This is a genomic window from Vicinamibacterales bacterium (assembly GCA_036504215.1).
Taxonomy (GTDB): Bacteria; Acidobacteriota; Vicinamibacteria; order Vicinamibacterales; family Fen-181; genus FEN-299.
The window spans coordinates 33,222-58,971 of record DASXVO010000056.1 but is presented as its reverse complement, the minus strand read 5'-3'; the positions used below and the strand labels follow the sequence as shown (position 1 = coordinate 58,971).

22 protein-coding genes are annotated in these 25,750 nt (G+C 67.5%); 8 read left to right on the top strand and 14 right to left on the bottom strand.

The genetic code is table 11. The features are described 5' to 3' along the window. Window positions 1-4: 4 nt before the first annotated feature. The 4 genes from gmd to VGK32_16515 form a co-directional block, all read right to left on the bottom strand. Window positions 5-1,000: a GDP-mannose 4,6-dehydratase gene (gmd, locus tag VGK32_16530; protein HEY3383380.1), complete on the bottom strand. Its 996-nt coding sequence runs from the start codon at window positions 998-1,000 to the stop codon at window positions 5-7. 63 nt (window positions 1,001-1,063) lie between these two features. Continuing rightward, window positions 1,064-1,927, bottom strand: a complete 864-nt coding sequence (gene rfbD / locus VGK32_16525) for a dTDP-4-dehydrorhamnose reductase (protein HEY3383379.1) — start codon at window positions 1,925-1,927, stop codon at window positions 1,064-1,066. A 7-nt stretch (window positions 1,928-1,934) separates the two neighbouring features. Continuing rightward, complete coding sequence (locus VGK32_16520; protein ID HEY3383378.1) at window positions 1,935-3,221, bottom strand: cation:dicarboxylase symporter family transporter; 1,287 nt, start codon at window positions 3,219-3,221, stop codon at window positions 1,935-1,937. A 14-nt stretch (window positions 3,222-3,235) separates the two neighbouring features. Continuing rightward, complete coding sequence (locus tag VGK32_16515) at window positions 3,236-4,363, bottom strand: DegT/DnrJ/EryC1/StrS family aminotransferase (GenBank protein ID HEY3383377.1); 1,128 nt, start codon at window positions 4,361-4,363, stop codon at window positions 3,236-3,238. A gap of 333 nt (window positions 4,364-4,696) precedes the next feature. Here VGK32_16515 and VGK32_16510 point away from each other — a divergent pair, with 333 nt between their 5' ends. Beyond that, window positions 4,697-6,415, top strand: a complete 1,719-nt coding sequence (locus VGK32_16510) for a fibronectin type III domain-containing protein (protein HEY3383376.1) — start codon at window positions 4,697-4,699, stop codon at window positions 6,413-6,415. Window positions 6,416-6,429: 14 nt separating this feature from the next. Here VGK32_16510 and VGK32_16505 read toward each other — a convergent pair whose 3' ends face one another. The 10 genes from VGK32_16505 to VGK32_16460 all read right to left on the bottom strand — a co-directional run bounded on the left by VGK32_16505 (window position 6,430) and on the right by VGK32_16460 (window position 16,440). Continuing rightward, window positions 6,430-8,412, bottom strand: a complete 1,983-nt coding sequence (locus tag VGK32_16505; protein HEY3383375.1) for an O-antigen ligase family protein — start codon at window positions 8,410-8,412, stop codon at window positions 6,430-6,432. Next, complete coding sequence (gene smpB / locus VGK32_16500; protein ID HEY3383374.1) at window positions 8,412-8,891, bottom strand: SsrA-binding protein SmpB; 480 nt, start codon at window positions 8,889-8,891, stop codon at window positions 8,412-8,414. The genes VGK32_16505 and smpB overlap by 1 nt, the downstream gene beginning before the upstream one ends. Further along, window positions 8,884-9,768 (bottom strand): 4-hydroxythreonine-4-phosphate dehydrogenase PdxA, encoded by an 885-nt coding sequence (gene pdxA, locus VGK32_16495; GenBank protein HEY3383373.1) that lies wholly within the window; start codon window positions 9,766-9,768, stop codon window positions 8,884-8,886. The genes smpB and pdxA overlap by 8 nt, the downstream gene beginning before the upstream one ends. Window position 9,769: 1 nt before the next feature. Beyond that, a complete protein-coding gene (ricT, locus tag VGK32_16490; protein ID HEY3383372.1) occupies window positions 9,770-10,492 on the bottom strand; it encodes a regulatory iron-sulfur-containing complex subunit RicT in 723 nt (240 codons plus the stop codon). A gap of 6 nt (window positions 10,493-10,498) precedes the next feature. Beyond that, window positions 10,499-11,497: a DNA polymerase III subunit delta' gene (gene holB / locus VGK32_16485; GenBank protein HEY3383371.1), complete on the bottom strand. Its 999-nt coding sequence runs from the start codon at window positions 11,495-11,497 to the stop codon at window positions 10,499-10,501. 80 nt (window positions 11,498-11,577) lie between these two features. Continuing rightward, window positions 11,578-12,144 carry a 2-oxoacid:acceptor oxidoreductase family protein gene (locus VGK32_16480; GenBank protein ID HEY3383370.1) on the bottom strand — a complete coding sequence of 189 codons (567 nt, stop codon included), beginning with the start codon at window positions 12,142-12,144 and terminating at the stop codon, window positions 11,578-11,580. After that, window positions 12,145-12,990 (bottom strand): 2-oxoacid:ferredoxin oxidoreductase subunit beta, encoded by an 846-nt coding sequence (locus VGK32_16475; GenBank protein HEY3383369.1) that lies wholly within the window; start codon window positions 12,988-12,990, stop codon window positions 12,145-12,147. Next, on the bottom strand, window positions 12,987-14,141 hold the full coding sequence (locus VGK32_16470; protein HEY3383368.1) for a 2-oxoacid:acceptor oxidoreductase subunit alpha: 1,155 nt from the start codon (window positions 14,139-14,141) through the stop codon (window positions 12,987-12,989). The genes VGK32_16475 and VGK32_16470 overlap by 4 nt, the downstream gene beginning before the upstream one ends. Window positions 14,142-14,148: 7 nt before the next feature. Then, on the bottom strand, window positions 14,149-14,391 hold the full coding sequence (locus tag VGK32_16465; GenBank protein ID HEY3383367.1) for a 4Fe-4S dicluster domain-containing protein: 243 nt from the start codon (window positions 14,389-14,391) through the stop codon (window positions 14,149-14,151). A gap of 252 nt (window positions 14,392-14,643) precedes the next feature. After that, window positions 14,644-16,440: a hypothetical protein gene (locus VGK32_16460; protein HEY3383366.1), complete on the bottom strand. Its 1,797-nt coding sequence runs from the start codon at window positions 16,438-16,440 to the stop codon at window positions 14,644-14,646. A gap of 139 nt (window positions 16,441-16,579) precedes the next feature. On the opposite strand from VGK32_16460, the gene VGK32_16455 reads away from it, so the two are divergent. The 7 genes from VGK32_16455 to VGK32_16425 all read left to right on the top strand — a co-directional run bounded on the left by VGK32_16455 (window position 16,580) and on the right by VGK32_16425 (window position 25,663). Then, window positions 16,580-17,269 (top strand): response regulator transcription factor, encoded by a 690-nt coding sequence (locus VGK32_16455; protein ID HEY3383365.1) that lies wholly within the window; start codon window positions 16,580-16,582, stop codon window positions 17,267-17,269. After that, the gene (locus tag VGK32_16450; GenBank protein HEY3383364.1) at window positions 17,266-18,447 is read left to right on the top strand and encodes an ATP-binding protein; all 1,182 of its coding nucleotides are present in this window, start codon (window positions 17,266-17,268) and stop codon (window positions 18,445-18,447) included. Before VGK32_16455 ends, VGK32_16450 begins: the two co-directional genes overlap by 4 nt. 10 nt (window positions 18,448-18,457) lie before the next feature. Then, the gene (locus VGK32_16445; GenBank protein ID HEY3383363.1) at window positions 18,458-18,994 is read left to right on the top strand and encodes a PepSY-like domain-containing protein; all 537 of its coding nucleotides are present in this window, start codon (window positions 18,458-18,460) and stop codon (window positions 18,992-18,994) included. A 122-nt stretch (window positions 18,995-19,116) separates the two neighbouring features. After that, window positions 19,117-20,172, top strand: a complete 1,056-nt coding sequence (locus tag VGK32_16440) for a YncE family protein (protein HEY3383362.1) — start codon at window positions 19,117-19,119, stop codon at window positions 20,170-20,172. A gap of 61 nt (window positions 20,173-20,233) precedes the next feature. After that, window positions 20,234-21,484: a TolC family protein gene (locus VGK32_16435; protein ID HEY3383361.1), complete on the top strand. Its 1,251-nt coding sequence runs from the start codon at window positions 20,234-20,236 to the stop codon at window positions 21,482-21,484. After that, the gene (locus VGK32_16430) at window positions 21,474-22,601 is read left to right on the top strand and encodes an efflux RND transporter periplasmic adaptor subunit (GenBank protein HEY3383360.1); all 1,128 of its coding nucleotides are present in this window, start codon (window positions 21,474-21,476) and stop codon (window positions 22,599-22,601) included. The genes VGK32_16435 and VGK32_16430 overlap by 11 nt, the downstream gene beginning before the upstream one ends. Further along, the gene (locus VGK32_16425; GenBank protein ID HEY3383359.1) at window positions 22,598-25,663 is read left to right on the top strand and encodes an efflux RND transporter permease subunit; all 3,066 of its coding nucleotides are present in this window, start codon (window positions 22,598-22,600) and stop codon (window positions 25,661-25,663) included. Before VGK32_16430 ends, VGK32_16425 begins: the two co-directional genes overlap by 4 nt. Window positions 25,664-25,750: the final 87 nt, after the last annotated feature.

The following is a 25,750-nucleotide window of genomic DNA, read 5'->3' as shown; positions in this document are numbered from 1 at the left end:
AGGGCTACAGAGACGAGAACCGTGTGCGCTGGCTGTCCGACGCCGCCAGACGTTTCAGATCCGCATCGACCATCATCTCGATGAGGTCTTTGAAGTCCACCGTCGGCTTCCAGCCCAGCTTCGTCCTGGCCTTGGTCGGGTCCCCGATCAGGTGGTCCACTTCGGCCGGACGCAGCAGTGCTGCATCGACCTTCACGTGCGTGGTCCAGTCGAGACCGACGCGGGAGAAGGCGACGTCGACCAGATCGCGCACCGAGTGCGCAATCCCGCTGGCGACGACGTAGTCGTCCGGCTCGTCCTGCTGGAGCATCAACCACATCGCGCGAACGTAGTCGCCGGCGAACCCCCAGTCACGGCAGGCGTCGAGGTTGCCGAGCGGGAGCGAGTCGGCCAGTCCCAGCTTGATCCGCGCAGCCCCGTCGGTCACCTTCCGCGTCACGAACTCCAGACCACGCCGCGGCGATTCGTGGTTGAACAGGATGCCGGAGCAGGCGTACAGGTTGTAGCTCTCCCGGTAGTTGACGGTGATGTAGTGGCCGAACGCCTTCGACACCCCGTAGGGGCTGCGGGGATAGAACGGGGTCAACTCGGTCTGCGGAACCTCGCGGACCTTGCCGAACATCTCGCTCGACGAAGCCTGATACAGACGGACCTTCGGACTCACCTGGCGAACGGCCTCGAGCACGCGCGTGACACCCTGCGAGTTGAACTCGCCGGTCAGCATCGGCTGGTCCCAGCTCGCCGGCACGAACGACATGGCGGCCAGGTTGTACAGTTCGTCGGGCTGGACGTCGCTCAGCACGCGCATCAGCGACAACTGATCGAGGAGGTCGGCCGGCCGCAGCGTGACGCGGTCGAGCAGGTGCTCTATTCGCCACAGGTTCGGCGCGCTCGCACGGCGGACGATGCCGGTGACCTCGTAGCCCTTCTCGAGCAGCAGTTCGGCGAGGTACGACCCGTCCTGCCCGGTGATGCCGGTGATGAGCGCACGCTTGGCCATAGCACGATCCTTGCAACAGAAACGGTCGAAACACTGGAATTCTATGGTGCGGCCGACGGGGGGTCAAGGACGCTTCGTCCGCTCGGACAGGTGACGCGCGAGCGCATCCTGCCATGTCGGCATCGGCATTCCCGCCTGCGCCAGCTTTCGGTTGTCGAGCGCACAGTAGATCGGACGGGCGGCACGAAGTTTCACGTCAGCCATCCGGACCGGCGCCAGACGGGCCTCCACCCCCACCTGTCGCCCAACCTCCAGACCGAGTTCGTGCCACGTACAGTGCCCCGAATTGACGCAGTGATAGAGGCCGGAAGGAGCCTCGCGCTCGATCAACAGGGCGGTCGCGGCAGCGACATCGCGGGTGTAGCTCGGGGACACCGTGCGATCGACGAAGACCCGCGCCTCGCGTCCGGCGAGGATGGAGTCCACGATCACGTCCACGCTCGAGCGTCGAGGCGCGCCGGGCGCCGTGGGAGCACCGAAGAGGCTCTCGACTCGCAGAACGTAGTGGCGGCCGGCGTCCCGCGCGAACCACTCGCCGATCAGTTTCGAGCACGCGTACGCGCTCCGCGGATTGGGGAGATCGTCTTCGGTGTAGGGCCGAGTCCCGGCGCCGTCGAACACGAAGTCGGTGCTGAAGTGCACGAAGGCTGCGCCCGCGTCACGCGCCGCCAGGGCCAGCGCGCGCACCCCAAACGCGTTGACGTCGAGGGCTTCGACCGGTTCGTCCTCCGCGCGGTCCACGTCGGTGAACGCCGTGCAGTTGATCACCGCGGCCGGGCGCGCCTCCCGTACCGCAGCGGTCACCGCACGGTGGTCGCGAATGTCCAGCTCACGCAGCGTCGTGGCGATCACGTCGTGGCGCCCCGCCAACGACTCCAGCATCGTCGCCCCGAGTTGCCCGGCCGCCCCGGCCACCAGGATCCTCATCGACGTTCTACGCCGCCTTCCTCGCAAACTCGCGCATCTTCGCGTCGTCGAACACGCCCTCCCAGCGGGACACCACGGCCGTCGCGATGCAGTTCCCCATCACGTTCACCGCGGTACGGCCCATGTCCATGATCTGGTCGATGCCGAGCAGGATCGCCGCACCCTGGATCGGAAGGTTGAAAGAGGTCAGCGTGGCTGTGAGCACGACGAGCGCGGCGCGCGGGACGCCCGCCACGCCCTTGCTCGTCAGCATGAGCGTCAACATCATCACAATCTGCTGGCCGAACGACATGTCGAGACCCGCCAGTTGCGCGACGAACACGCTGGCCAGCGAGAGATAGAGCGTGGTTCCATCCAGGTTGAAGCTGTACCCGGTTGGAAGCACCAGCCCGACGATGTTCTTTGGGCAGCCGAAGCGCTCCATGATCTCGAGCGCCTTGGGCAACGCCGCCTCCGAACTGGCCGTCGTGAACGCGATGAGGAAGGGTTCCCGGATCGCTCGAACGAACGTGAAGAACGGCACCCGGATCAGGATCGACACTCCGCCGACCACGATGAGCGCGAACATCAGGAGGCCGCCGTACATCAGGAGGATTAGCTTGCCGAGCGTGACGAGGATGCCCAGACCCATCGTGCCGACGGTGGCGGCGATGGCCGCCATGACGCCAATCGGCGCGAACTTCATGACGTAGCCGGTGAACGTGAACATCACCTGGGCCGTGCTGTCGAGGACCTCGACGACCGGACGGCCTCTGTCGCCGACCGCCGCCAGCGCCACGCCGAAGAAGATCGAGAAGACCACGACCTGCAGGATGTCACCGCGGGCCATGGCGTCGATGACCGACGTCGGGAAGAGGTGCACCAGGATCTCCCACGCGGTCTGGGGCCGCGCCGCCAGGGCGGCCAGATCGGCCCCGGTGCCGATGGTGGGAACCCCGGCCGCCGGCCGCACGATGTTCACGAGCGCCAGCCCCAGGAACAGCGCGATCGTCGTCGCCACCTCGAAGTAGATGAGCGCCTTCAGGCCGATGCGACCCATCGCCTTGAGATCGCCCGTGCCGGCAATCCCGACCACCAGCGTCGAGAACAGCAGCGGCGCGATGATCATCTTGATCATCCGCAGGAACATGTCGGCCAGCGGCTTGATCTGCGCCGCGTATCCCTCCTTGCCGGGCCAGGCGATGCCGATCGCAATGCCAATGACGAGGCCGATGAAGATCTGAGTCGTGGTGCTCGGCACCCATGATGATCGCGGGGACGTGGTCGGCGTGATGTCTGCGGTTCGGACGGCCATGATTATTGGTGTTCCTACTTCAGGATGTCGGTGATCGAGGCGGCCACGTAACGAAGCTGATCGTCGGTCAACTCACCGTAGATCGGCAGTGCCATCGTGTGGTCGGCAGCCTCCTCGGCCTGCGGGAAGGCGCCCCTCTTGTGCCCGAGGAACGCAAAACACTCCTGCAGATGAAATGGCACCGGGTAGTAGACCTCGGTGCCGATGCCGCGCTTGTCGAGCGCGGCGCGCACGAGGTCGCGATCCTGCACGCGGATCACGAACTGGTTGTAGATGTGGAAGAGCCCCACGGGTTCCACGGGAAGGACGAGCCGGCCCTGGCTCGCGAGCGGTTGCAGCAGTTCCCGGTAGCGCGCCGCATTCCGGCGACGTGCGTCCGTCCATGCCGCCAGGTGCGGCAGCTTCACCCGCAGAACCGCAGCCTGGAGCGCATCCAGCCGGAAATTCGCGCCAACGAACTGGTGGTAGTACTTCGGCTCCGCCCCGTGATTCCGCACGAGTCGCACACGGTGCGCGAGGGCGCTGTCGTCGGTTGTCACCAGCCCGCCGTCACCGAACGCGCCGAGGTTCTTGCTCGGAAAGAACGAGAAGCAGCCAAGCGTCCCCAGCCCGCCCACGGCCTTGCCGCGATAGCGCGTGCCAATGGCCTGTGCGGCGTCCTCGATCACGGCCACGCCGGCGCGTGATGCCGCCTCGAGGATCGGGGTCATGTCCGCGCTGCAACCGTAGAGATGCACCGGGATGACCGCCTTCGTCCGAGCCGTCAGGGCCGCGGACATCGCCACGGGATCGATGTTGTACGTGACCGGATCGATGTCCACGAGCACGGGACGTGCACCGAGCCGGACGATGCAGCCCGCCGTCGCGAAGAACGAATAGGTGCTGGTAATGACCTCGTCTCCCGCACCGATGCCGAGCGCCATCATCGCGGCGAGCAACGCGTCGGTCCCCGACGAGACACCAATCGCCTCGCGAACGCCGAGCATCTCCGCCAGTTCGCGCTCGAGCCCTTCCACCTCAGGCCCCATGATGAACCGCTGACTGTCGCAGACTCGCGTGATGGCCGCCAGCACCGCGTCCCGAATCGGGAGGTACTGCGGCTGAAGATCGAGCAGAGGAACCCTGGTTACAACCGATGACATGAGTCCAACTCCGAGTCTCGTTGAGTATGAATTCGTTCGATCAGGAGTCCAGCGGCCACGCCAGGGGGCGATCGAGCGGGCCGAAAACCGTTACATGGTACACGCCACATCCCAGATTGGCCAGACCGCCGCTCCCCTGATCGTCGGATCCGCCGGCCCGACAAGACCGCAATCTTGATTACGAAATCGTAACGGCGTACTCGCGAGCGGTTGCTGGCACCCGGGAGAACAGCTTGGAACAATTGGGAAAACAACCTTGGTTCGCGTGGTGTTCGCCTTCAGCACCACCGGTACCAGCCTTGCCCCTATGGCGGCCAGAGAAGCGAAGCCGCCATGTTCAAAACTACCCGCTCATATATCCTCCTCGCGCTCCTGGTTCTGCTGGCCGGCCGATTGGAAGCCGGGTCGGTGACCATCAGTTGGGATCCGAACGCCGAACCGGACATCGCCGGCTACACGGTGTACTGGGGCACCCAGTCGGGTGTCTACACCTCCAGCGCGGCGGTTGGGAACGTGACGTCCCGGACGGTCAGCGACCTCATGGCCGGACAGACCTACTACTTCGCGGTGCAGGCGACGAGCATCGACGGCCTGTCGAGCCCGATGTCCGCCGAGGTGGCGGTCACCATGCCGCGGCTCAGCCCGTCGGGCGAGACGGAGAGCGCGTGGATGGCGCGTTTCGGCATCACGAACATGGCAGCCGATGACGATGGCGACGGCGTGACCAACCAGGACGAGTTCACCGCGGGAACCGACCCGACCCTTCCGAACACCTGGTTCCTCGCCGAAGGCTGCACCGGCTTCTTCAAGGCGCGCATCGCGATCGCGAACCCCGGCATCGACACCGCCGAAGTCACCGTCAAGTTCCTCCGCCAGGGCGCCGCGCCGATCATCCAGAAGTACTCGATTCCCGGCCTGAGCCGCCGCACCATCCGCGTGAACGAGATCCCCGGCCTCGAGAACACGTCGATGTCGGCTGAAGTCACCACCCAGCGCGGCGGCGTCGTGGTGGAGCGAACGATGACCTGGGGCGGCGCGAAGCAGATGAACGCGGGCCACACCGGCAAGGCGGTGTCCAGGGCTTCGACCTCGTGGTACTTCGCGGACGGCGACGCTCACGGCTTCGACACCTACCTGCTGCTGGCCAACGGCAACGCGACCGATGTCAACGTCGAAGTCCTCTACTACCTGGCCAGCGGCAAGACACTGCGCGACGTCTACGTGGTGCCCGCAAACCGCCGGCAGACCATCTACACGAACAACGTGCCGGGCCTCGGCAGCCAGGCATTCGCGATGACCGTGCACGCCTCGGCGCCGATCGTGGCCGAGCGGTCGATGTATTTCAGCACGAAGAGCCAGTGGTGGAAGGGCGGCACGGATTCCACCGGCGTCGAGGCCCCATCCACGCAGTGGTTCCTCGCCGAAGGGCGCGCCGACTCGGTGTTCACCGAGTACATCCTCCTGTCCAACCCCAACCTGTCGGCGGCCGCGGTGACAATTCGCTACCTCCGCCCGGTGGGCGACGTCATCACCCAGGTCTACCAACTCGCGCCCGAAAGCCGGACGACCATCCGGGTCAACGACGTCCCCGGCCTCGGGAACACCGACGTCAGCGCCTCGATCGCCTCCACGCTGCCCGTCGTGGCCGAGCGGTCGATGTATTGGCCCGGCCGGCAGTGGCACGAGGGACACAACTCGGCAGGCGTCTCCGAACTCGGCACCAAGTGGGCGCTGGCCGAGGGTGAGGACGGCGGCACCTACAACACGCTGAGCTTCATCGTGATGGCCAACCCGAACAGCCAGGGCGCGACGGTGACCATCACGGTGGTGCGCGACAATCAGCCGCCGATCGTGCTCCAGCGGACGGTGGCGGCCAACTCCCGCGTGACGGTGATGTCCCGCGAACTGGGGCTGGCCTCCGGCGAGATGTTCGGTGCCATGCTCGAATCGACCAACGCGGTGCCGATTGCCGTCGAGCGTTCGATGTATTGGGACAGCCCGACGGTGACCTGGATTGGCGGGACGAACGAGTCGGGCATCAAGCTGCGCTAGTCAGCCTGCCTTCTTCACGGAACCGGCCGTGTCCCCGGCCGCAGTTCTTCGGGCCGTCCGACGAGGATGCGGACCGGCCCGTTCGGGACCTCGAGCCGCACGCGGCGATAGCGCCGGCCAGTCCTGTCCCGGTCGAATCCGATCATGACGCGCGTCCACTGCTCGCCCTCGACGTGCACGCGATCCGGAGGGCGATCGTCGATGCGTATCTCGATGTTGGCCCCGGATGACCGGCCGGGATCGATTCGAACGGGCAGCCTCAGCGCAGCGATGCCGGCCGGCACGAAGAACTGCGCGTGCTCCTTCATGTAACGGAACGTCGTGCCGTCCTGGTGCCGCTCCCATCTGGAGAAGCCGATGGCGGCGTCGCGAAGATCGGCGCCTGCCAGTGCCACTTCACCGCGCCAGGGAACCGACGCGACCAGCAGCACGACGCTGCTCGTGGCGACGATCGCGGACCAGCGAACCCGCCCCGCGTCAGATCGGGCCGGTACCGCCGGCTCGGCCGGTTCCTCATCGGACGTGACGATCCCGGCCACCGCGCCGACCGCCGCCCAGAACGCCAGTGCGACGGGTTGAATGAGGAGCGGGTGCCCGGTCAGGCACGTCAGCGCGAACGCCACCAGCCCACCGATCGCACCGATGACCGCACCGCTCGCCCGATGGCGCCTCAGGAACTGTCTCGCGCGAGATCCGATCGCCACGAAGAGCCAGACGAACGGAACGGTTCCGACGAGACCGAGTTCCGCCACCACCTGCAGGAAGTTGTTGTGCGCGTTTTCGGCGTTGACCCGCTCGTGGATCCAGGGTGTGATGTACTCGCTCGAACGCCGATAGAACGCGCCGGCTCCGACCCCGAACGCAGGGTGGTCCTCGACCATCCGGAACGCCGTCCTCGCCATCTCCGCCCGTACGTTGAAGGCCACGCGCAGAGAACGCTGGGTGCTGGCGGGCGGATCGAACCAGGCGGCGAGCGTGGGGCGGAGCCCGTACACAGCCACCGCCATCAGTACGGCCCCTGCGAGCAGGAGGGCGACGCTGGTTCGCGTGCGTCGGCCACCCAGAACCATCAGCAGCAGAACCAGGGTCGCGGACGCAACGGCGGCGCGGGATCCGGCCAGCCACAGGCCGGCCGCGACGAGCGCGGCCACCAGCAGCCACCGGCGTCGAACGCCATCGTCGCGCCACGCCAGACCGGCCACGATCGGCAGGGCGAGGGCCAGGTAGGATCCGGCGGCGTTGACGTCCGGAAATGCAGGGCTGATCCGCACCGTCGCCCACTGGCTCCCCAACGTGCTCCAGAACGATCCGCCCGCCAGCGCCAGTCTGAGAAACTCGATGAGGCTCAGGGCAGCCAGGCCCGCCGCCCCCACGGCCGTGGCCACCAGCAACCGTCGGCCGACGGGCGGACTCCGATGCCCGAGAACCATCGCCGCCGCGAACAACCCAAGACAGTCGAGCGGGAAGATTCCCGCGGCAAGGATGGGGTGGAGCGGCGCCCAGTCGAGAAAGTAGTGGAGGCAGGCGGTGGCCGCCACCAACTGGAGGAACGGCCACCCGTCGTCGGTGGACACCTGCAGGACGATCAGTTGGACGGCGCACGATGCGAGGTAGACGGCGGCCAGCACGGCTGCGGGTCGCATCAGGCTGCGGGGGCCTTCCGCCAGGCGGCCGTGGGGACGTACAGCCAGATGCACGAGGCAGCCCACGAGGCACGCCCGGACGAGCGGCGTGCCGAGGCTCGACGGCGAGCGGAGGATTGTTCCGAGGGGAATCGCCAGCGGCGCGAGGGCGATGGCGACCAGCAGGGCGTCGGCGGGGCGCAACGCGGCGAGGACCAGCACGAGGACGAGCAGAGCCGCCGTCCACGACACGCCGCTGAGCGACAGGTAGGTGCGCATGGGCCACACCGCCAGAATCGCCAGCGCAACCAGCAGCACGCGGCCGACGATCGCGATCGCGCGGGGTCCACGCCCCAGGAACGCGGGAGGTTCCACTACCGCTGCCTCTCTTTGATCGCGGCCCGCGTCTCGCGGTCGGTCTCCCGGCGTTTGATCGTCTCGCGGCGGTCGTATTCTTTCTTGCCCTTTGCCAGGCCGATCGCAATCTTCACGCGCCCGTTCTTGAAATAGAGCCGAAGCGGCACGAGCGTCATCCCCCGCTCGGTCGTCTTGCCAATCAGCTTGCGGATCTCCTGCCGGTGCAGCAGCAGCTTCCGGCGTCGCAACGGCTCGTGGTCCGCGTACCCGCGGTGGCTGTACGGACTCACGTGGATGTTGAGGACGTACACTTCTCCACCCTCGACGCGGCCGAAGCTGTCACGGAGGTTCACCCGGCCCTCGCGGATCGCCTTGACCTCGGTCCCGAGCAGGACGACGCCGGCTTCGAACGTTTCGAGGATGTGGTAGTCGTGGAACGCCTTGCGGTTCTCCGCGACGTTCTTCTCCGCCTTCTCGCGTGCAGTCTTCTCAGGCATGCCTTCCGCTTTCGACGAGTCGCGCGGCCAGCAGCACCGCCTCGATCATACTGCCCGGATCGGCCAGTCCCCGACCCGCGATGTCGAACGCCGTCCCGTGGTCGACCGACGTCCGGATGATCGGCAGGCCAAGCGTCACATTCACCGCGTGGCCGAATGCCACGAGCTTGATGGGCACCAGGCCCTGGTCGTGATAACACGCGATGACCGCATCGAACTCCCCGCGCATGGAGCGGACGAACAGCGTGTCGGCGGGAAACGGCCCATCGACCGCGATCCCCTCCGACCGGCACGCGGCAATCGCCGGTGCCAGCACTGCGTCGTCTTCGGCGCCGATGACGCCGTGCTCGCCCGCATGCGGGTTGAGACCGGCCACCCCGAGCCGCGGCCTCCGAAACCCGAATCTCGGGAGTTCTCGGGCGGACAGGCGGATCAACTCCTCCAGCAGTGTGCGGGTCAGGAGGCGTGGCACGTCGGCGAGCGCGACATGTACCGTCGCCAGGACGACGCGCAGCGGCTGCGAGTAGAACATCATCGCCACACGACGGGCGCCGGTGAGGTGCGCGAGCAGATCGGTGTGGCCGGGCCAGTGGATCCCGGCCAGCGCCCAGGCCTCCTTGTTCACCGGGGCGGTAACGATGGCTGCGACTCGGCCGGCTGTCGCATCGTCGACGGCCCGCACGAGGGCCTCATAGGCCGCGCGCCCTGCCTCCTTGGACAGGACACCGGGCGCAAAGGTCGAAGGGTCGGCGGGACCGTAGATGACGGGCTGGCACACCCGGCGAACCCGGACGTCCGCGGCGGCGGCCGCGACGATCTCGGGCCCGATGCCGGCCGGGTCTCCCATCGTGAACGCGATGCGAGGCAGTTCGGACACGCTAACCCTCCGGCAGTGCCTCGTCGCGCACCTCGGCGCGGCGCGGCAGCTTTCCTTCGGGAAGCTCGTACCGCAGGCAGCACTTGAGGCGGCCACACAGCCCGGACAGCTTCGAGGGATTGAGGCTCAGGTCCTGCTGCTTGGCCATCTTGATGGACACCGGTTCGAACGACTGCAGCCAGGCGGTGCAGCACAGCGGGCGGCCGCACGATCCGTAGCCGCCCAGCATCCGCGCCTCGTCGCGGACGCCGATCTGGCGCATCTCGATCCGACTCCGGAACTCGACGGCGAGTTCCCGCACGAGTTCCCGGAAATCCACCCGGCCTTCCGCCGTGAAGTAGAAGATGAGCCGGGAGCCGTCGTAGAGCTGCTCGACCCGCGTGAGCTTCATCGCGAGGCCGCGCTCGCGGATCTTCAGCAGTCCAATCCGGTACGCCTCGCGTTCGCGCTGCATCTGGCGCCGCCGCACGCCGATGTCGTCATCGGTCGCGACGCGCAGCACGCGGAAGGGCACGTCGGCCCGAGCGGCGGCACCGGCCGTGACCACGGTCATCGCGGGCCCGAACACGCGGCCGATCGACAGACCCACGTCAGTCTCCACGACGAGCGGCACGCCGGGCCGGAGCGGACGGACGGCGACCGCAGAGGGCACGGCGCAGGGACACGGTCGCCCGCCCCCGCACATCTGCACCCGAACGACGGATTCCTCCCGTGGAGATTCCATGGCCGGCTACACGTGAACCGCCAGCCAGCCCGCGACGATCTTCGGGCTGGCGTTTCGCCGCAGCGCCGCGACCGCCCGATCCGCGGCGGCAAACGCACCGAGCGCCCGGTCGCTGCCGAACGTCCGTGCGAGTTGTGTCAGTTCGTCGGACAAATCGCCATTGGCAATCGTGTCTGCCGCTCCTCCGCTCGTGATGAGGGCCACGTCGCGCAAGAGTGACGCGAGCAGCGTCACCCGCATCGACAACTCCTCGCGCTCGCCCGCCGACGACGGCTTGCCAACCGTCAAGGCCGTGGCCGCCTGGAGTCTGGCCTTGGCCGAGGTGGCGGTCGCCGTCGCCCGCAGGAGCGACATCGCCGCGTCCCGGGCGGCCCGGAACGAGCGCGAACTCGACTCCAGCGCCCGGCCTGGACTACCGTCCGCGACCGCGGCCAGCGCGTAGGCGTCCGCCGCCTCGCAGCCGTGCCGCTCGGTCAGCAGGCGGGCTACGTCGCCGGCCGGCAGGCGGCCGAACCGCAGGCGCGAGCAGCGAGAGCGGATCGTCGCCAGCAGCGTTTCCGGCCGCGACGACACGAGAATGAAGACGGACCCGGGCGCCGGCTCCTCGAGGCTCTTCAGCAGCGCGTTCTGCGCATCGTCGGTCAGACGATCGGCCTCGTCCACGATCACGACGCGAAAGCGGCCCTCGAACGGTCGGTACGCGGTCGCCGCGATGGCGGGCCGAATCGTGTCGATCTTGGTCGCCCCCGCCTCCGGCGGCTCGATGACCAGCACGTCGGGATGCGTGCCCTTCGCGATCCGCCGGCACGCGGGGCACCGCCCGCACGCGTCGCCGCCGTCCGGCTGCAGGCAGTTCAGTACCTGCGCGAGGGCCTGCGCCACGAGCCTCTTGCCGACACCCTCGGGGCCGGTAAAGAGGAGACTCGGAGGCAGGGAGCCGCGTGTCATGGACCGCGAGAGCAGGCCCAAGGGGCGCGCGTGACCGACGACCTCTGAAAAGGGCATGGCCGGAGAAACCTGTCCCGCGATCCTATCACGCGACGCAGGCGCCGTGCCGGCGGACGCCAGCCGCCGTCAACCGGCCACTACACGGTGGCCTGTTGCACCTTGGCCAACTGTTCCAGCCCCGCTTCGTAGCCCTTCCTGAAGGCACGGAGGTTCAGGTCGAGCGTCCCGGCCGGCACCGACTCCTTCACCGCCGTCTCGAGAGCGTCGACCGAAATCAGCCGGCTGACCGCACCGAAGAACCCGACGGTGATGATGTTGAGGACGATCTTCCGGCCGATCTCCTCGGCCAGCCGGGTGGCAGGCACGACGAAGTGCTTCGCATCGGGAGCCGGCGGCGTGATCTTCACGAGATCGGCCTCGGTCACCAGCAGGCCGCCCTTTTTCAGCGCGGGCGTGAAGCGCGCGTAGGCGTCCTGGGAGAGGACGACGAGCATGTCCAGCTCTTTGACGTAGGGATAGAGGATGGGCTCGTCGGCCACGATGAGCTCGGCGCTCGACGAGCTGCCGCGGGCCTCGGGCCCGAAGCTCTGGATGAGCGTCGCGTGCAGCCCGCCGTGGATGGCCGCCGCGCGCCCGATGATGATGCCGCTCAGGATGACGCCCTGGCCGCCGAATCCGCCGATACGAATTTGCGTCTGCGCCATTTATCGACTCGCCCGCGCGTACCGGTCGCCCAGCTTGCGCGCATAGAAAGCTTCCATTGCGTCCTGATACGTGGTCCGCTCGCGGTCGACGAACTTCCCGACGACAATCGGACCGGCCATGCCGATGTCCACGTCCTTCGTGTCGGCCCCGTTCTTGATTTGGCTGCGCTCCTTGTAGGTCTTCATCTCGTCGAGCGAGTCGCCGATCCGGTTGCGCCGCCCGTAGAGCGTCGGGCACGGTGACAGGATCTCGACGAACGAGAAGCCCTTCTTCTGGAGCGCCTCTTTCATCGACTTCTTCATCTGCGTGACGTGGTAGGTCGTCCAGCGGGCGACGTAGACGGCGCCGCACGACTCCGCGAGGTACGGCAGGTTGAACGGATGCTCGTAGTTGCCGTACGGCGTGGTCGACGCAATGGCTTCCTCGGGCGTCGTCGGCGTCAACTGGCCGCCGGTCATGCCGTAGGTCAGGTTGTTCACGCAGATGACGGTCATGTCGAGGTTGCGGCGCGCGGCGTGGATGAAGTGGTTGCCGCCGATGGCGAACAGGTCGCCGTCGCCGCTGTAGACCACGACCTTCATGTCGGGCGCGGCGAGCTTGAGGCCCGTGGCGAACGGAATTGCCCGGCCGTGCGTCGTGTGGAACGAGTCCACGTGCATGTAGCCGGCGACGCGGCCCGTGCAGCCGATGCCCGACACGACCGCCAGCCGATCCATCGGGATCCCGCTCTCGTCGATCGCCCGGGTGAAACAGTTGACCGTCGTGCCGATGCCGCAGCCGGGGCACCAGATGTGCGGCATGCGATCGATGCGGAGGTATCGTTCGACCGGGTTTTCGATGCTCATCGCAGTGCCTCCGTGATCGCCTGGACAATGACGGCCGGGTCGTGGACCGTGCCGCCCGCATGCGGCACGCTCACCACGCGCGTTCCCTGCGCGCAGCGCTCCACCTCGCGCACCATCTGGCCGAGATTGAGTTCCGGCACCACCAGCGCCTTCACCGTCTTCGCAAGGTCGCGAATCACGTGCTCGGGGAACGGCCACACCGTGCGCAGGCGCAGCGATCCGATCCGGCGCCCCTTCGCTCGCATGGCCATGACGGCCTTCTGCGCGACGCGCGAGGTGATCCCGTAGGAGATGACGACCGCTTCGGCGCCCTCCACCTGGTCGGCCACGACGTCGGTCAGGGCCAGGGCGTTCTTCTTGATCTTGTCGACGAGCCGCCCGAGCAGCCGAGCCTGGCCGGCCACGGTCATGTCGGGATAGCCCTTCTCGTTGTGCGTCAGTCCGGTCATGTGGAAGCGGTAGCCCTGTCCCGCCCGGGCCATCGCCGGCACCATGTCCTGTTCGGGCGCGAACGGCAGGTATTCGTCGAGGGGCGCGTTGGTCCACCGGCGCGGGTAGATCTCGATCTCCTCCGGCTTCGGAATGACGACGCGCTCCATCATGTGGCCGACGCACTCGTCCATCATGACGAGCGCCGGCGTGCGGTACTGCTCGGCGAGATTGAACGCCTTGATCGTGAGGTCGAAGCACTCCTGCGGCGAGTTGGGCGACACGGCAATGATCTCGTAGTCGCCGTGCGATCCCCAACGCGCCTGCATCATGTCCGCCTGCGCCGGCAGGGTCGGCAGGCCGGTGGACGGGCCGCCACGCTGCACGTTGACGAAGACGCACGGTGTCTCGGTCATGACCGCGAAGCCCAGGTGCTCCATCATCAGCGAGAAGCCCGGGCCCGACGTCACGGTCATGGCGCGCTTGCCGCCCCAGACCGCGCCCGCGATCGCGATGGACGAGGCGAGTTCGTCTTCCATCTGGATGAAGACTCCCCCGACCTCCGGGAACCGCAGCGCAATACGCTCGACGACTTCCGTGGACGGGGTAATCGGGTAGCCGGCGACGAAGCGGCACTCGGCCGCCAGCGCACCCTCGCAGCACGCGTGGTCGCCGTCGATGAAGTGGGCGCCCGTCAGGACGCCAGCCGGATCGGCATGCATGAGAACCTCAAATGATGGCTTGGAGCCGGTATCCGTATATTGCGAAATCCGGGCAGTACATCCCGCACAGGTCGCACCCCGAACACGCCTCCGGCCGGACGATCTCCGGCGGATGGTACCCCTTGGTGGTGAACGAACTCGAGAGCGCCAGCACGTCGGTCGGGCAGAACTCGACGCAGAGCGCGCACCCCTTGCACCGTTCAGCGTGGATGACGACGATACCTCGCACACGACGTTTGGCTTCAGGCATACGGCTGACCCGAGCAAGCCTCGTTCCGAGGACGAAGCCCAGCCATCAAAGCTGTGTTGCTCAAAGAGGTTAACGAACGCAGAACCGCCTGCAGCGACGAATGGTCCGGATGGGGGCGCCGGATTCCCGGCGGCTGGGGGAACCACTCTTTCCGCCAAGAGATTACACCGGGAAGGGGCATGAAGACCAGTACCGTGCGTCGATCTGCATCGACCGCCTGTGGCGTGGTGTCGCAGGCCCGCACGCTCCGGCTTATCGGAACGCCACGATCAGCGGATCCGACCCCGGCGGTAGCGCAACCGACAGCCTGGCGAACGGTGTCTTGTCGGAACGGAGCGTCTGGATGGTAGTGCCGGTGGCCACGTCGATGAGACGCCCCTCCATCTCGCGCGGCAACCGGAAGGTGACGCTCGCGCCGCCCGCTGGACGTTGAACGACGAACAAGTAGCGATCGGGACCGACCCAGGACCAGAATCGCCCGACGTTGATGACCTCCCGCACGATCGCCGGCGGCTTGCGCGCGAGGCTCATCTCTCGCCATCTCCACTCGTTGAACAGCTCACGGACGGCGGCTTCGCCGCTCGCCGGCCAGATATCCCCGCGCCGCAGGTGGTACCCGCCGTTCCTGGGACCCGGCGGGAAGATGAACCGGTACTTCCCGTCAACACGATTGGCGTAGCAGAGCGAATTGGGCGCCTGACAACTCTCGATGACCCGTGCCGGATAGCAGGGAATCGGCCACGCACCGTCCCCCGCCCCGGTTCCGAGCAGGAGGATCTTCTCGCAGCCGGGCGTGGCGACGGGGAGCCACCACGCCGCGGCGAGGTTCGCTTTCTGAAACACCTCGGCCAGCGGATCGTTCCACATGGGATGACGCGTCCAGAGGTACTCGGCGAGCAGTGTCGGCTGGTTCGCGTATTGGGCGCGACCCGGGTGAAACGCAACCGAGCTGACCATCGCGGACACCACGGCCACGGCCCACAGGGCTGGTGTCCAGGCGGCGAGGCCGATGCCGCCGATGCGGCGCAGGAGCGGGACGGCCAGCGGGATCAGCCACAAGGCGTAGCGGCTCATGCCCGGCGTTCCGCCGTGACGGAGATTGGTCGTCTGCGAAAAGGCAGCCAGGAACACCATCGCTGCCAACCACGCGACCTGAACGTCGCCAGCCAGGAGATCGCGCCACCGATAGCGCGCCAGCAGGACGACTGCGGCGAGCGCGACGAGCGCGAACACCGGGCAGCTGGCCACGAGGCCCATGTCGGTGTCGAGCACCGGCGCCACGAATTCGGCGAACGCCGGCATCGTGCCGCGCGTCGCACCTGTCAGCAGCGACAGCCTGCCGTATCGTGTCAGGTAGTACAGCGGAGGCAGCACAGCGAGGCCGACGCCCGCCGCGACGCCGGACCACCAGCGACGGTCGTGCCAGAGTTGGTGGTTCGTGAGGATCTGGGCGACACCGATCAGGCCGATGAGCGCCCCGATCGGCGGGTTCTGCGCGGCCGCCGTTCCCGCCGCCACCAGGGACCACCAGGGTCGGTCGCGAAGCAGCGAGAAGGCGATGATCAACAGGGCGAAGGTGAACGGCTCAGTGTGCGGCTTGTCGATCCACCAGAGAATGGGCCCGAGGAACAACAGGGTACTCCCTGCACCGCCCACGCTTCTCAGGGACGCCGCGAGGGCCAGCCCCAGCAGGGCCAGATTCAGAGCGGCGAACGCATATGAGGGGTGGAGCCCGCACGCCCTGGTGACCCAGAGCCCGGGCGTGGCCAGAAGCGGGTAGAACCAGAAGTGCGCGAAGTCGCCCCTTCCGTCGCGACCCCGCACGAGGGAGGTGTCGAGGCCCCAGGTGGCGGGCACCTGCTCGTGCTCCGCAATCTCGAGTCGGAGCGCCGGAAGGTTGGCGGGATCGATCGAGGGTCCGCGGAACGAGGCGAAGTTCAAGCCGTACGCGACGTACTCGGCGCCATCACCCACGATGTGGGGCGAGGAACCGCCGAGGAATGCCACGGCCAACAGCAGGGCGGCGAGGAGATAGTGGCGAGTGTTCATGCAGCGCGGGCCAACGTACCACGCCACTGGCCCATGCCGCAAACCGGGGACGCGGCCCCGGCGCCCGGACTCGCGCCTGGCGCAATGTTCAGGAAAACTTCAGTAGCGTCGGCGGCACCGCTGCGGTAGAACTCTACGCGTGACGACCCGCATCCTCGTGGTCGAGGACGAAACCAAGGTGGCGCACGCGCTCGCGAGCGGGCTCGAAGCCGATGGACACGTCGTAACGCTCGCCGCGACGGGCGACGAAGCCTCGGCGATGGCGACCACCAGCGTCTTCGACCTCATCGTACTCGACCTGATGCTGCCCGGCCGGGACGGCCTGCAGGTGCTGGCCGATCTGAGGAACCGCGAGATGCTCACGCCGGTGCTCGTCCTCACGGCTCGCGACGCCATCTCCGACCGCGTGGCCGGTCTGGACGCGGGCGCGGACGACTACCTCGTCAAGCCATTCGCCTTCGCGGAACTGCTGGCGCGGATCCGCGCGCTGCTCCGCCGGGGCAGCGTCGATCAGCCCGCCAGGTTCGCACTGGCCGATCTCACGCTCGACCACGGCTCGCGGCGAGCCATCCGAGGCGACCAACCGCTCTCGCTGACCGCGCGTGAGTTCGATCTACTGTCGTATCTGATGCGGCATCAGGGCCAGGTCGTGTCCCGCGACATGATTGCCCGCGAAGTCTGGAACGAGCCGGGCCGCGGCACGCCGCTCGACAACGTCATCGACGTGCACATCATGCGACTGCGCCGGAAGGTGGACCGGGAACACGATGTCCGGCTGATCCACACGGTGCGGGGTGTGGGTTTCGTGCTGCGCGAGGGCGAGCCATGACACGGTCTCCCGAGGCTCAGCCGGCCGCCACTGGCCGTCGCCGCTGGCGGGGCAGCGTCCGCGCACGGCTCGCGCTCGCGCACGGCATCGCCCTGCTCGTCGTCGTCTCCATCTACGGCGCGGCCTCGTGGTTGCAGCTTCGCGACGATCTCCACGAGCAGATCGAACGCGAGCGCGTGGCCGAGACGGCGGCCGGCCGGTCGGAGAGCCTTCGGCTGGCGAGCAGCGAGGAGGCCGCCCGACACGAGTTGCGGGAGTTCAGCACCGCGCTGCTGGTCAGCCTGCCGCTCGCCTTCGGCGTGGCGGTGGCGGCCGGCTACTGGCTGGCCCGGCGCGCGCTGGCGCCGGTCGCCGCCATGACCGCCCGTGCACGGCAGATCACGGCCGACCGGCTGGACGACCGGCTTCCGATCGAGAACCCACAGGACGAGTTCGGCCAGCTTGCACTGGTCTTCAACGACGCGCTCGCGCGGTTGCAGCGATCCTTCGAGACACTGCGGCGCTTCACGGCCGACGCGTCGCACGAGCTGCGCACGCCGTTGACGGCCATCCGCAGCGTCGGAGAGGTCGGCCTCCGCGAACGCCGCGGCGAGGCCGAGTACCGCGAGATGGTGGGAAGCATCCTCGAGGAAGCCGACCGCCTCACGAAGCTCGTCGACAGTCTCCTCACGTTGTCGCGCGCCGATGCGGGCCGCGTGGGCCTCTCGACTGCGCCCCTCGATCTCGCCGAAACCGCCCGGGAGGCGGTCGACGACCTGGGAGTGCTGGCGGAGGAGAAGCGACAGACGATCGAACTCGTGTCGGAGGGCCCGGTACCCGTGCGGGCCGATCGCACGACGATCCGGCAGGCCGTCATCAATCTCCTCGACAACGCCATCAAGTTCAGCCCGGACGATTCCAGGATCCGCGTGGTGGTCCGTCAGGATGCGAGCCGCGCCGTGCTCGAGGTCGCCGACGACGGGCCGGGCATCGCCGCGGAACACCTGCCCCATCTCTTCGAGCGTTTCTACCGCGTGGACGGCGCGCGTTCCGCCGCTGCCGGCGGCGCGGGTCTCGGCCTGTCGATCGCGCAATGGTCGATCGAGGCCAACGGCGGCCAACTCGAGGCTGAGTCGTCGTTGGGCCACGGGAGCGTCTTCCGAATCGTGCTGGCGCTCGACAAATCTCTGCCTCGATGAAGGACTGCACATGAAGACGATCCGAACGTTCGCAACTGGTGCGCTGCTCGTCGTGTCGTTCGCCGCATTCGCTGCCGCGCAGCAGCCGGCCCAGACACCAGCGCGGAAGCCGGCGGTGAAGCAGGAAGCCGGCGCGAAGGCCGCGGTGACGAAGCCGGCGGCCAAGGTGCAACTGCCGACGGCGATTGCCGACGCATTCAAGAAGACTTATCCCGACGCGGTCATCAAGAACGTCGCGAAGGAAGTGGAGAATGGCAAGACGGTGTATGAGGTCGAGAGCACCGACAAGGGCATGGGCCGCGACCTCATCTACAACCCGGACGGCACCGTGAGCGAGATCGAAGAGGAGATCAAGCCGGCCGATCTGCCCGCCCCCGTCAGCGCGGCGCTCCACGAACTCCATCCGAAGGCCACCATCGCCAAGGCGGAGAAGCTCACGCGTGGGACCGTCGTGGAATACGAGTTCGCGCTGAAGGGCGACGCGAAGAAGAGCGTCTCGTTCACCCCGGACGGCAAACCGGTCGCAGCCGCGCCCGAGAAGAAGTAGCCAAAGATGACGGCCTGGAGCTGGTGTCGCTGGCCAGGCCCAGGTAAACGTGCGGCCCGCAGGAGCCGTAACTGGATGTGCCGGTCGGTCCATGTACCGTGATACCGGCAAGGAGAGACACGATGAAGCTGAACAGGATACCAGCGATACTCGTTGGCGCAGCCATCGTCATGGCGGCGCTCTCGTCGCAGGTGCCGCTTCAGGCGGCCGACGGCCCATACAAGCTGCTGAAGGAGATCGCGGTCGCCACCGACGGCGGGTGGGACTACCTCTCGGTGGACAGTGCGGCCAAGCGGCTGTACGTGGCGCACGGCACCAAGGTGGTCGTGATCGACACCGCGAAGAACGAGGTCGTCGGCGAGGTGGCACCCACGCCCGGCGTGCACGGCTTCGCGGTCGCACCGGACCTCGGCAAGGGCTTCTCGAGCCACGGACAGGAGTCGAAGGCCGGTCTCGTCGATCTGAAGACGCTGCAGATCCTCTCGAAGGTGGACACCGGTCAGAATCCGGACGCGATTCTCTACGAGCCCGCGCACAAGGAGGTCTACACCTTCAACGGCCGCGGCAAGTCGGCCACGGTGTTCGATGCCACGTCCGGTGCCGTGAAAGCCACCATCCCGCTCGCGGGCAAGCCAGAGTTCGCGGTGGTGGACATCAAGGCCGGCCGCATCTACAACAACATCGAGGACACCAACTCGGTCGTCGCCATCGACACCACCACGCACGCGGTGGTGAACACCTGGCCGATCGCACCGGGCGAAGAGGCCTCCGGCCTGGCCATCGACCTGGCCAATCATCGCCTCTTCATCGGCTGCTCGAACAACATGATGGTGATGATGGACAGCACGAACGGCAAGGTGCTCGGCAGCCTGCCGATCGGACCCGGCGTCGATGCAAACGCCTTCGACCCCGGCACCGGCTACGCGTTCGCGTCGAGCAGCGATGGCACGCTCACGGTGGCGAAGGTGGACGCGACGGGCAAGCTGGCTCTCGTTCAGAAGCTCGCCACGCCTCCGCGGTCGCGCACGATGACGCTCGACCCGGCGACTCATCGTCTCTACGTGGCGGCCGCCGAGTACAAGCCCGGCGCACCTGGCGCCGACGGCAAGCCCGGCCGGCCGACGATGGTGCCGGGATCCTTCAAGGTTCTGGTGTACGAGATGATGCCGGCGAGGTAACGGACAGCCGGCTCCTGATCGTGGTTCTCGTGGTGCCGGTCGTAGGAAACGGGAGTTGAGAATGGGTACAAAGACCATTCGCGTCATGGCGGCGTTGCTGCTGTGCGCGGGCGCGTCTGCCGGCCGGGCCGACGCCCAGGCGGCGTCGCCGCCGTTGACGTTCAGGGCGGCGCTCGACTTGGCGGCGTCCCGGAATCTGGGGCTTGCAGCCGCGCGGCGGCAGCGGGCCATTCGCGAGGCGCAGGTGCGGATTGCAGGGCAACGGGCGAATCCCGAGTTCGGCTTCGAGGTCACCCAGGACTCGCCGCACGAGAACCTGACCTTCGGGTACCCGATCGAGCTCGGCGGTCAGCGGAGCCGACGGATCGCGCTGGCCAGGGAGGAGTTGACGCTCGCGGATCTCGATGAGCGGACCGAGATGCGTACGCTGCGCCGCAACCTGCGGCTGGCGTTCTACGGCCTGCTGGCCGCCGACCAACGCGTGCGGTTGGCCGGCGAGGTCCTCGACCTGTCCGAGCGCACACGCCAGGTTGCGCAGGCCCGCTTCGAAGCGGGTGCGACCCCGAAACTCGATGTGCTCCAGGCCGACCTCGGACTGGCGCGTGCGCAGACGGAGCTCGATCTCGCGCGATCGACACGGGCGTCGGCACAGGCCGACCTCAACGCCGTGCTCAACCAGCCCGCCGGTCAGGCCGTGGCCCTGACGGGCGATCTGGCCGAGGGGCCGGCAACGACGGATCTCGCAGGGGCCATGCGGATCGCGTCAGCGTCCAACATCGATCTGCTGTCGGCTGAACGAGAGGCGGCCGTCGAGGAACGCCGGCTCGGCGTGTTGAAGGCGGAACGCGTGCCGACGCCCACGGTCACGTTCGGTCTCCCGATCGACGCCCCCGATGAGTTCACCGTCGGCAAGAGCCTGGGCATTGCGATGGCCATCCCGCTCTTCAGCCGGAACAAGGGCGAGATCGCGCAGTCGATGGCAACCATCGATTGGATTCACGCCAAACGCGACGCCGCTCGTCGCGTCGCCGAAAGTGCCGTCTTCGGCGCGCTCGCCCGCATGGAAGCCGAGCGGCGCCAGGTGGACGCGTACCGGGGGCGCGTGATTCCAGCGGCCACCGAGTTGGCGACGCTGGCCGAGGAGAGCTACAAGGCCGGCCGCAATTCGGTTCTCGGCCTGATCGACGCCCAACGCAGCCTGCGTGACGTGAGCCGCGAATACCTGCAGGCATTGCTCGATTTCCAGACCGCGATCGCCGATCTCGAAGAGGTCGTAGGTGCGCCGCTCACGGAGGGACGCAGTGAGAAGTAACGAGCGAATCATGGGACAACGCGCCAGCCGTGCGGCGTGCCTGGCCATCCTGGTTGCAATGACCGTCTCCGTCGCCGCCTGCGGGAAGAAGGCGGTGGAGGAGGGTGCCGCCGTGGACGTGCCGACGATCACCGCCGACATCGGCAAGGTGGCGAAGCAGGACCTGGTCGAGCGTCTCGTCGTCCGCGGCACGATTGCCGCGGAGCCGAACCACGACGTCAAGATCAGCGCACTCGTGCCGGGCCGGGTGATGATGCTGCGGGTGGCCGAAGGTGACGCGGTGTCGTCCGGCCAGGTGGTCGCAGAGATCGATCCGCGCCCGCTCGAAGACCAGAAACGGCAGGCCGCGGCGGCGGTCAACCAGGCGAAGGCGGCGCTCGAGAACGCGAAGCTGAACCTCGAGCGGACCGATCGGCTCTTCAAGCGCGGCATCGCGGCCGGCAAGGAGGTCGAGGATGCGCGCGCCCAGCAGGCAACCGCCGAGGCCGGTCTCGAGACGGCCTTGGCCGCGCTCGACAGCGCGGATCGGCAGTTGTCGCGGGCGAAGGTGACATCGCCCATCACCGGCACCGTCGTGAAACGACTGGTCAGTGTCGGTGAGCAGGTCGACGGCACCGCCGCCCAGCCGCTGATCGAGGTCGCCAGCATCGAGGTCGTGGAACTGGCGGCCAGCGTCCCTTCGGAGCATCTCGCCGCCGTTCACGTCGGCCAGAAGGTCGCCATCGCGTCCGACGCCTACCCCGACAAGACGTTCCCCGGGGAGGTCATCGCCATCGCGCCGGCCATCGATCCCCAGACCAACGCCGCGCTGGCCCGCGTTCGCGTGACGAATACCGGCCGGTCGCTGAAGGTGGGCATGTACGCGCAGGCGCGGATCGCGGTCAGCGAACGGAAGGCTGCGCTCACGGTTCCGCCGTCGGCCGTAGCCAGGACCGAGGCCGGTGAGGCGGCCGTCTACGTGGTGACCAGCGGCGTGGCGCAGAGGACGCCGGTGAAGATCGGCCTCGAGACCATCGACGCGGTGGAAATCCTGTCCGGAGTCGCCGATGGACAGTCGGTTCTGACGTCCGCGGTTCACGGCCTCGGCGAGAAGGCCAAGCTCGGGAAGGCATCATGAACGTCGCCCGCTTCGCCTCGCAGAACGCGAGGGCCGTCCTCCTCGGCGTCGTGCTGCTCACGGCAGCCGGCTTCTACTCGATGTTTCGCCTGCCGAGCGCCATCTACCCGGAGGTCGAGTTCCCTCGGATCGTCATCGTCGCGAAATCCGGGGACCTCTCGCCGCGGCTGGTGCAACTCGCCGTCACACGGCCGCTCGAAGAGGCCGCCCGGTCGGTGCTGGGCGTCCGCCGTGTCCGGTCGAAGACGATTCGAGGCGCGACGGAAATCTCGGTGTTGTTCAATCCCGATGCCGACATGCGGTATGCGCTGCAGCTCATGCAGGGCAAGACCGACGAGGTGAAGCCGACGCTCCCGCCGGGCACCGAGATGCAGGTCGAGCGGATGACTCCGTCGCTCTTCCCGATCTTCATGATCAACCTCACCGGTGGCCTTCCGGCCCGGGACCTGCGCGACCTGGCGGCGTTCGACATCCGGCCCCTCCTCAGCCGGGTGACCGGCGTCGCCAACGTCGAGGTGATCGCCAGCGAGGAACGCGAGATCTCCGTGCAGGTCGATCCTGAACGACTCAGCGCCGCCAAGCTGACGATCGACCAGGTGGCCGACGCGCTCAAGGCGACCAACCAGGTGAATTCGGTCGGTCGCCTCGCCAAGGACTATCGCCAGTACCTCGTGCTGGCCACGGCCGAGCTCACGAGCCTCGACGACGTGCGCAACGTCGTCGTTGCCTTCCGGCAGCAGACACCTGTGTACGTTAAAGATCTCGCGGAGGTGCGCGAGGGCGTGCTGGACAAGACCACGCTCGTCAGCGGCGACGGACAGCCGGCGGCCCTGGTGAGCGTGGCGCGCCAGATCCACGGCAACATCATCAATGTCGTGGACGGTGCGCGGGCGGCCATCGAGGGCTATCGTCAGTCCCTTCCCCCCAACGTCCGTTGGAAGGTCGTGTACGACCTGGCGGAGTTCGTCAGGGGCGCCGTGGCCAACGTGCGCGACGCCATCATCATCGGCGGCCTGCTGGCGGTCTTCGTGCTCATTGCGTTCCTGCGCGACTGGCGCGTGACGTTCATCGCCGCGACCTCTCTCCCGCTCACGCTCGTCGGCACGTTCTGGATCCTCCGCCTGGCGGGCGGCACGATCGATCTGATGTCGATGGGCGGCCTCGCTATCGCCATCGGACTCGTCATCGACGATGCGATTGTCATCGTGGAGAACATCCACCGCCACCGCGCGGCCGGTGAGACGGTGACGGTTGCCGCCGAGAAGGGCACCCAGGAACTGATTGCCGCGGTCACGGGCTCGACGCTCACGACGGTCGTGGTGTTCGTCCCGCTCGGCCTGCTTCAGGGCGTCGTGGGCCAGTTCTTCTCGGCGCTGTCGCTCACCCTCGCGGCCGCCGTGCTGCTGTCCCTGGCCTACGCTCTGCTGTTCATTCCGAACCTGGCCGCGCGCTGGCTGCTGCCCGTCCGATCGTCGGCAACCGGTCTGCCGGCAGGCGCGGTTGCCCAGCCGCGCGCCGCGCTGCCCTGGCTCTCCCACCGGTACCAGGCGATGCTCCGTCGCGCGCTGAAGCGTCCCGCGCTGGTCGTGCTCGTCACCATCGCGTTCGCCGGCCTCGGCGTCCTCTTCTTCGAGAAACTGGACACCGGATTCCTGCCGGAGATGGACGAAGGCGGTTTCGTCCTCGACTACTGGACGCCGGCCGGCACGTCGCTGCCGGAGACCGACAAGATGGTGGGCCGGATCGAGCGGATTCTGCACGACACACCGGAGGTGGCCGGCTTTGCGCGGCGCACGGGGGCGGAACTCGGTCTGTTCGCCACGCCACAGAACACCGGAGACATTGTCGTTCGCCTGAAGCCGAGGTCCGATCGCACGAGGAGTTCCGAGCAAATCATCGAAGAGCTGCGGGGCACGTTCGGGAGGGACCTGCCCGGCATGACCGTCGAATTCATCCAGTTGCTGCAGGACATGCTGGGCGATCTCGAGGGTAACCCCGAGCCGATCGAGGTGAAGATATTCGGCGACGACCTCCCGACGCTGGCGCGCCTCGCGGAAGGCGTCGCCGAGCGCATGAAGAAGATCGACGGCGTCGTGGACGTCGTCGCACCCCAGCGCGGCAATCCCGAGCTGAACGTGCAGGTCGATCCCACGCGGGCGGCCAAGGCGGGCTTCACGGTCGACCAGGTGTCGAGCCAGCTGTCCACCGGCATGCTGGGTCGCGTGTCGACGGCGTTTCGACGCGGCGACCGCCTCGTGGACGTGCGCGTGCGGTTCCCCGACAAGTACCGGTTCGATTTCGACTGGGTGCGGGAGTTCCCCCTGACCAACGGCAACGGCACGATCGTGCCCCTCTCGGCAACCGCAGCCGTGTCCTCGGCCGAGGGCCAGGAGGAACTTCATCGCGAAGACCTGAAACAGATGGTCCCGGTAACGGCGCGGCTCGAAGGGCGCGGCATGAAGAGCGCCGTGAGAGACATCGAGGCGGTGATGGCGTCCGCCGCCCTCCCGCTCGGCTACACGTGGCAGATGGGGGGGTTGTACGAGAGCCAGCAGGCGGCGTTCTGGTCGCTCATCGTCGTGCTGGGAATCGCGGTGCTGTTGGTGTTCGCCGTGCTGGTCGCGCAGTTCCGGCGCTTCACCTCGGCGCTCGTCATCCTGTCCGCCGCGCCGCTCTCGCTCGTCGGCGCGTTCGGCCTGCTGCTGCTCACGAAAACACCGCTCAATGTCTCGTCGTTGATGGGACTGGTCCTGCTGGTCGGCCTCATCGTGAAGAATGGCATCATCCTCGTGGACTACGCCGACCTCATCTCGAAGCACGAGCCCGACCGGGTCGAGGCGCTCGTGCAGGCGGGCGCGATCAGACTGCGCCCCATCCTGATGACGACGCTCTGCACGCTCTTCGGCCTGTTGCCGCTGGCACTGGGCCTCGGCGCCGGGGCGGAGATGCAGAAGCCGCTGGCGATCGCCGTCATTGGCGGCCTGACGGTGTCGACGGTGATTACGCTGGTGTTCGTTCCCGCTCTGCTCGCGCTCGTGGATCGCCGGCCGGCTGCCGAGTAGAGCCGGCCGACGGCCTGTCGTTCAACATGGAGGTCGTGGAGGTCGCGGAGGTCGTCAACCTTCCTCTCTCCGCGACCTCTGTGGCCT

Excerpts from the sequence above, each read along its gene's own strand:
- gmd (HEY3383380.1), bottom strand. The coding sequence starts at position 1,000 with ATGGCCAAGCGTGCGCTCATCACCGGCATCACCGGGCAGGACGGGTCG.
- rfbD (HEY3383379.1), bottom strand. The coding sequence starts at position 1,927 with ATGAGGATCCTGGTGGCCGGGGCGGCCGGGCAACTCGGGGCGACGATG.
- VGK32_16520 (HEY3383378.1), bottom strand. The coding sequence starts at position 3,221 with ATGGCCGTCCGAACCGCAGACATCACGCCGACCACGTCCCCGCGATCA.
- VGK32_16515 (HEY3383377.1), bottom strand. The coding sequence starts at position 4,363 with ATGTCATCGGTTGTAACCAGGGTTCCTCTGCTCGATCTTCAGCCGCAG.
- VGK32_16510 (HEY3383376.1), top strand. The coding sequence starts at position 4,697 with ATGTTCAAAACTACCCGCTCATATATCCTCCTCGCGCTCCTGGTTCTG.
- smpB (HEY3383374.1), bottom strand. The coding sequence starts at position 8,891 with ATGCCTGAGAAGACTGCACGCGAGAAGGCGGAGAAGAACGTCGCGGAG.
- ricT (HEY3383372.1), bottom strand. The coding sequence starts at position 10,492 with ATGGAATCTCCACGGGAGGAATCCGTCGTTCGGGTGCAGATGTGCGGG.
- holB (HEY3383371.1), bottom strand. The coding sequence starts at position 11,497 with ATGCCCTTTTCAGAGGTCGTCGGTCACGCGCGCCCCTTGGGCCTGCTC.
- VGK32_16480 (HEY3383370.1), bottom strand. The coding sequence starts at position 12,144 with ATGGCGCAGACGCAAATTCGTATCGGCGGATTCGGCGGCCAGGGCGTC.
- VGK32_16475 (HEY3383369.1), bottom strand. The coding sequence starts at position 12,990 with ATGAGCATCGAAAACCCGGTCGAACGATACCTCCGCATCGATCGCATG.
- VGK32_16470 (HEY3383368.1), bottom strand. The coding sequence starts at position 14,141 with ATGCATGCCGATCCGGCTGGCGTCCTGACGGGCGCCCACTTCATCGAC.
- VGK32_16465 (HEY3383367.1), bottom strand. The coding sequence starts at position 14,391 with ATGCCTGAAGCCAAACGTCGTGTGCGAGGTATCGTCGTCATCCACGCT.
- VGK32_16460 (HEY3383366.1), bottom strand. The coding sequence starts at position 16,440 with ATGAACACTCGCCACTATCTCCTCGCCGCCCTGCTGTTGGCCGTGGCA.
- VGK32_16450 (HEY3383364.1), top strand. The coding sequence starts at position 17,266 with ATGACACGGTCTCCCGAGGCTCAGCCGGCCGCCACTGGCCGTCGCCGC.
- VGK32_16445 (HEY3383363.1), top strand. The coding sequence starts at position 18,458 with ATGAAGACGATCCGAACGTTCGCAACTGGTGCGCTGCTCGTCGTGTCG.
- VGK32_16440 (HEY3383362.1), top strand. The coding sequence starts at position 19,117 with ATGAAGCTGAACAGGATACCAGCGATACTCGTTGGCGCAGCCATCGTC.
- VGK32_16435 (HEY3383361.1), top strand. The coding sequence starts at position 20,234 with ATGGGTACAAAGACCATTCGCGTCATGGCGGCGTTGCTGCTGTGCGCG.
- VGK32_16425 (HEY3383359.1), top strand. The coding sequence starts at position 22,598 with ATGAACGTCGCCCGCTTCGCCTCGCAGAACGCGAGGGCCGTCCTCCTC.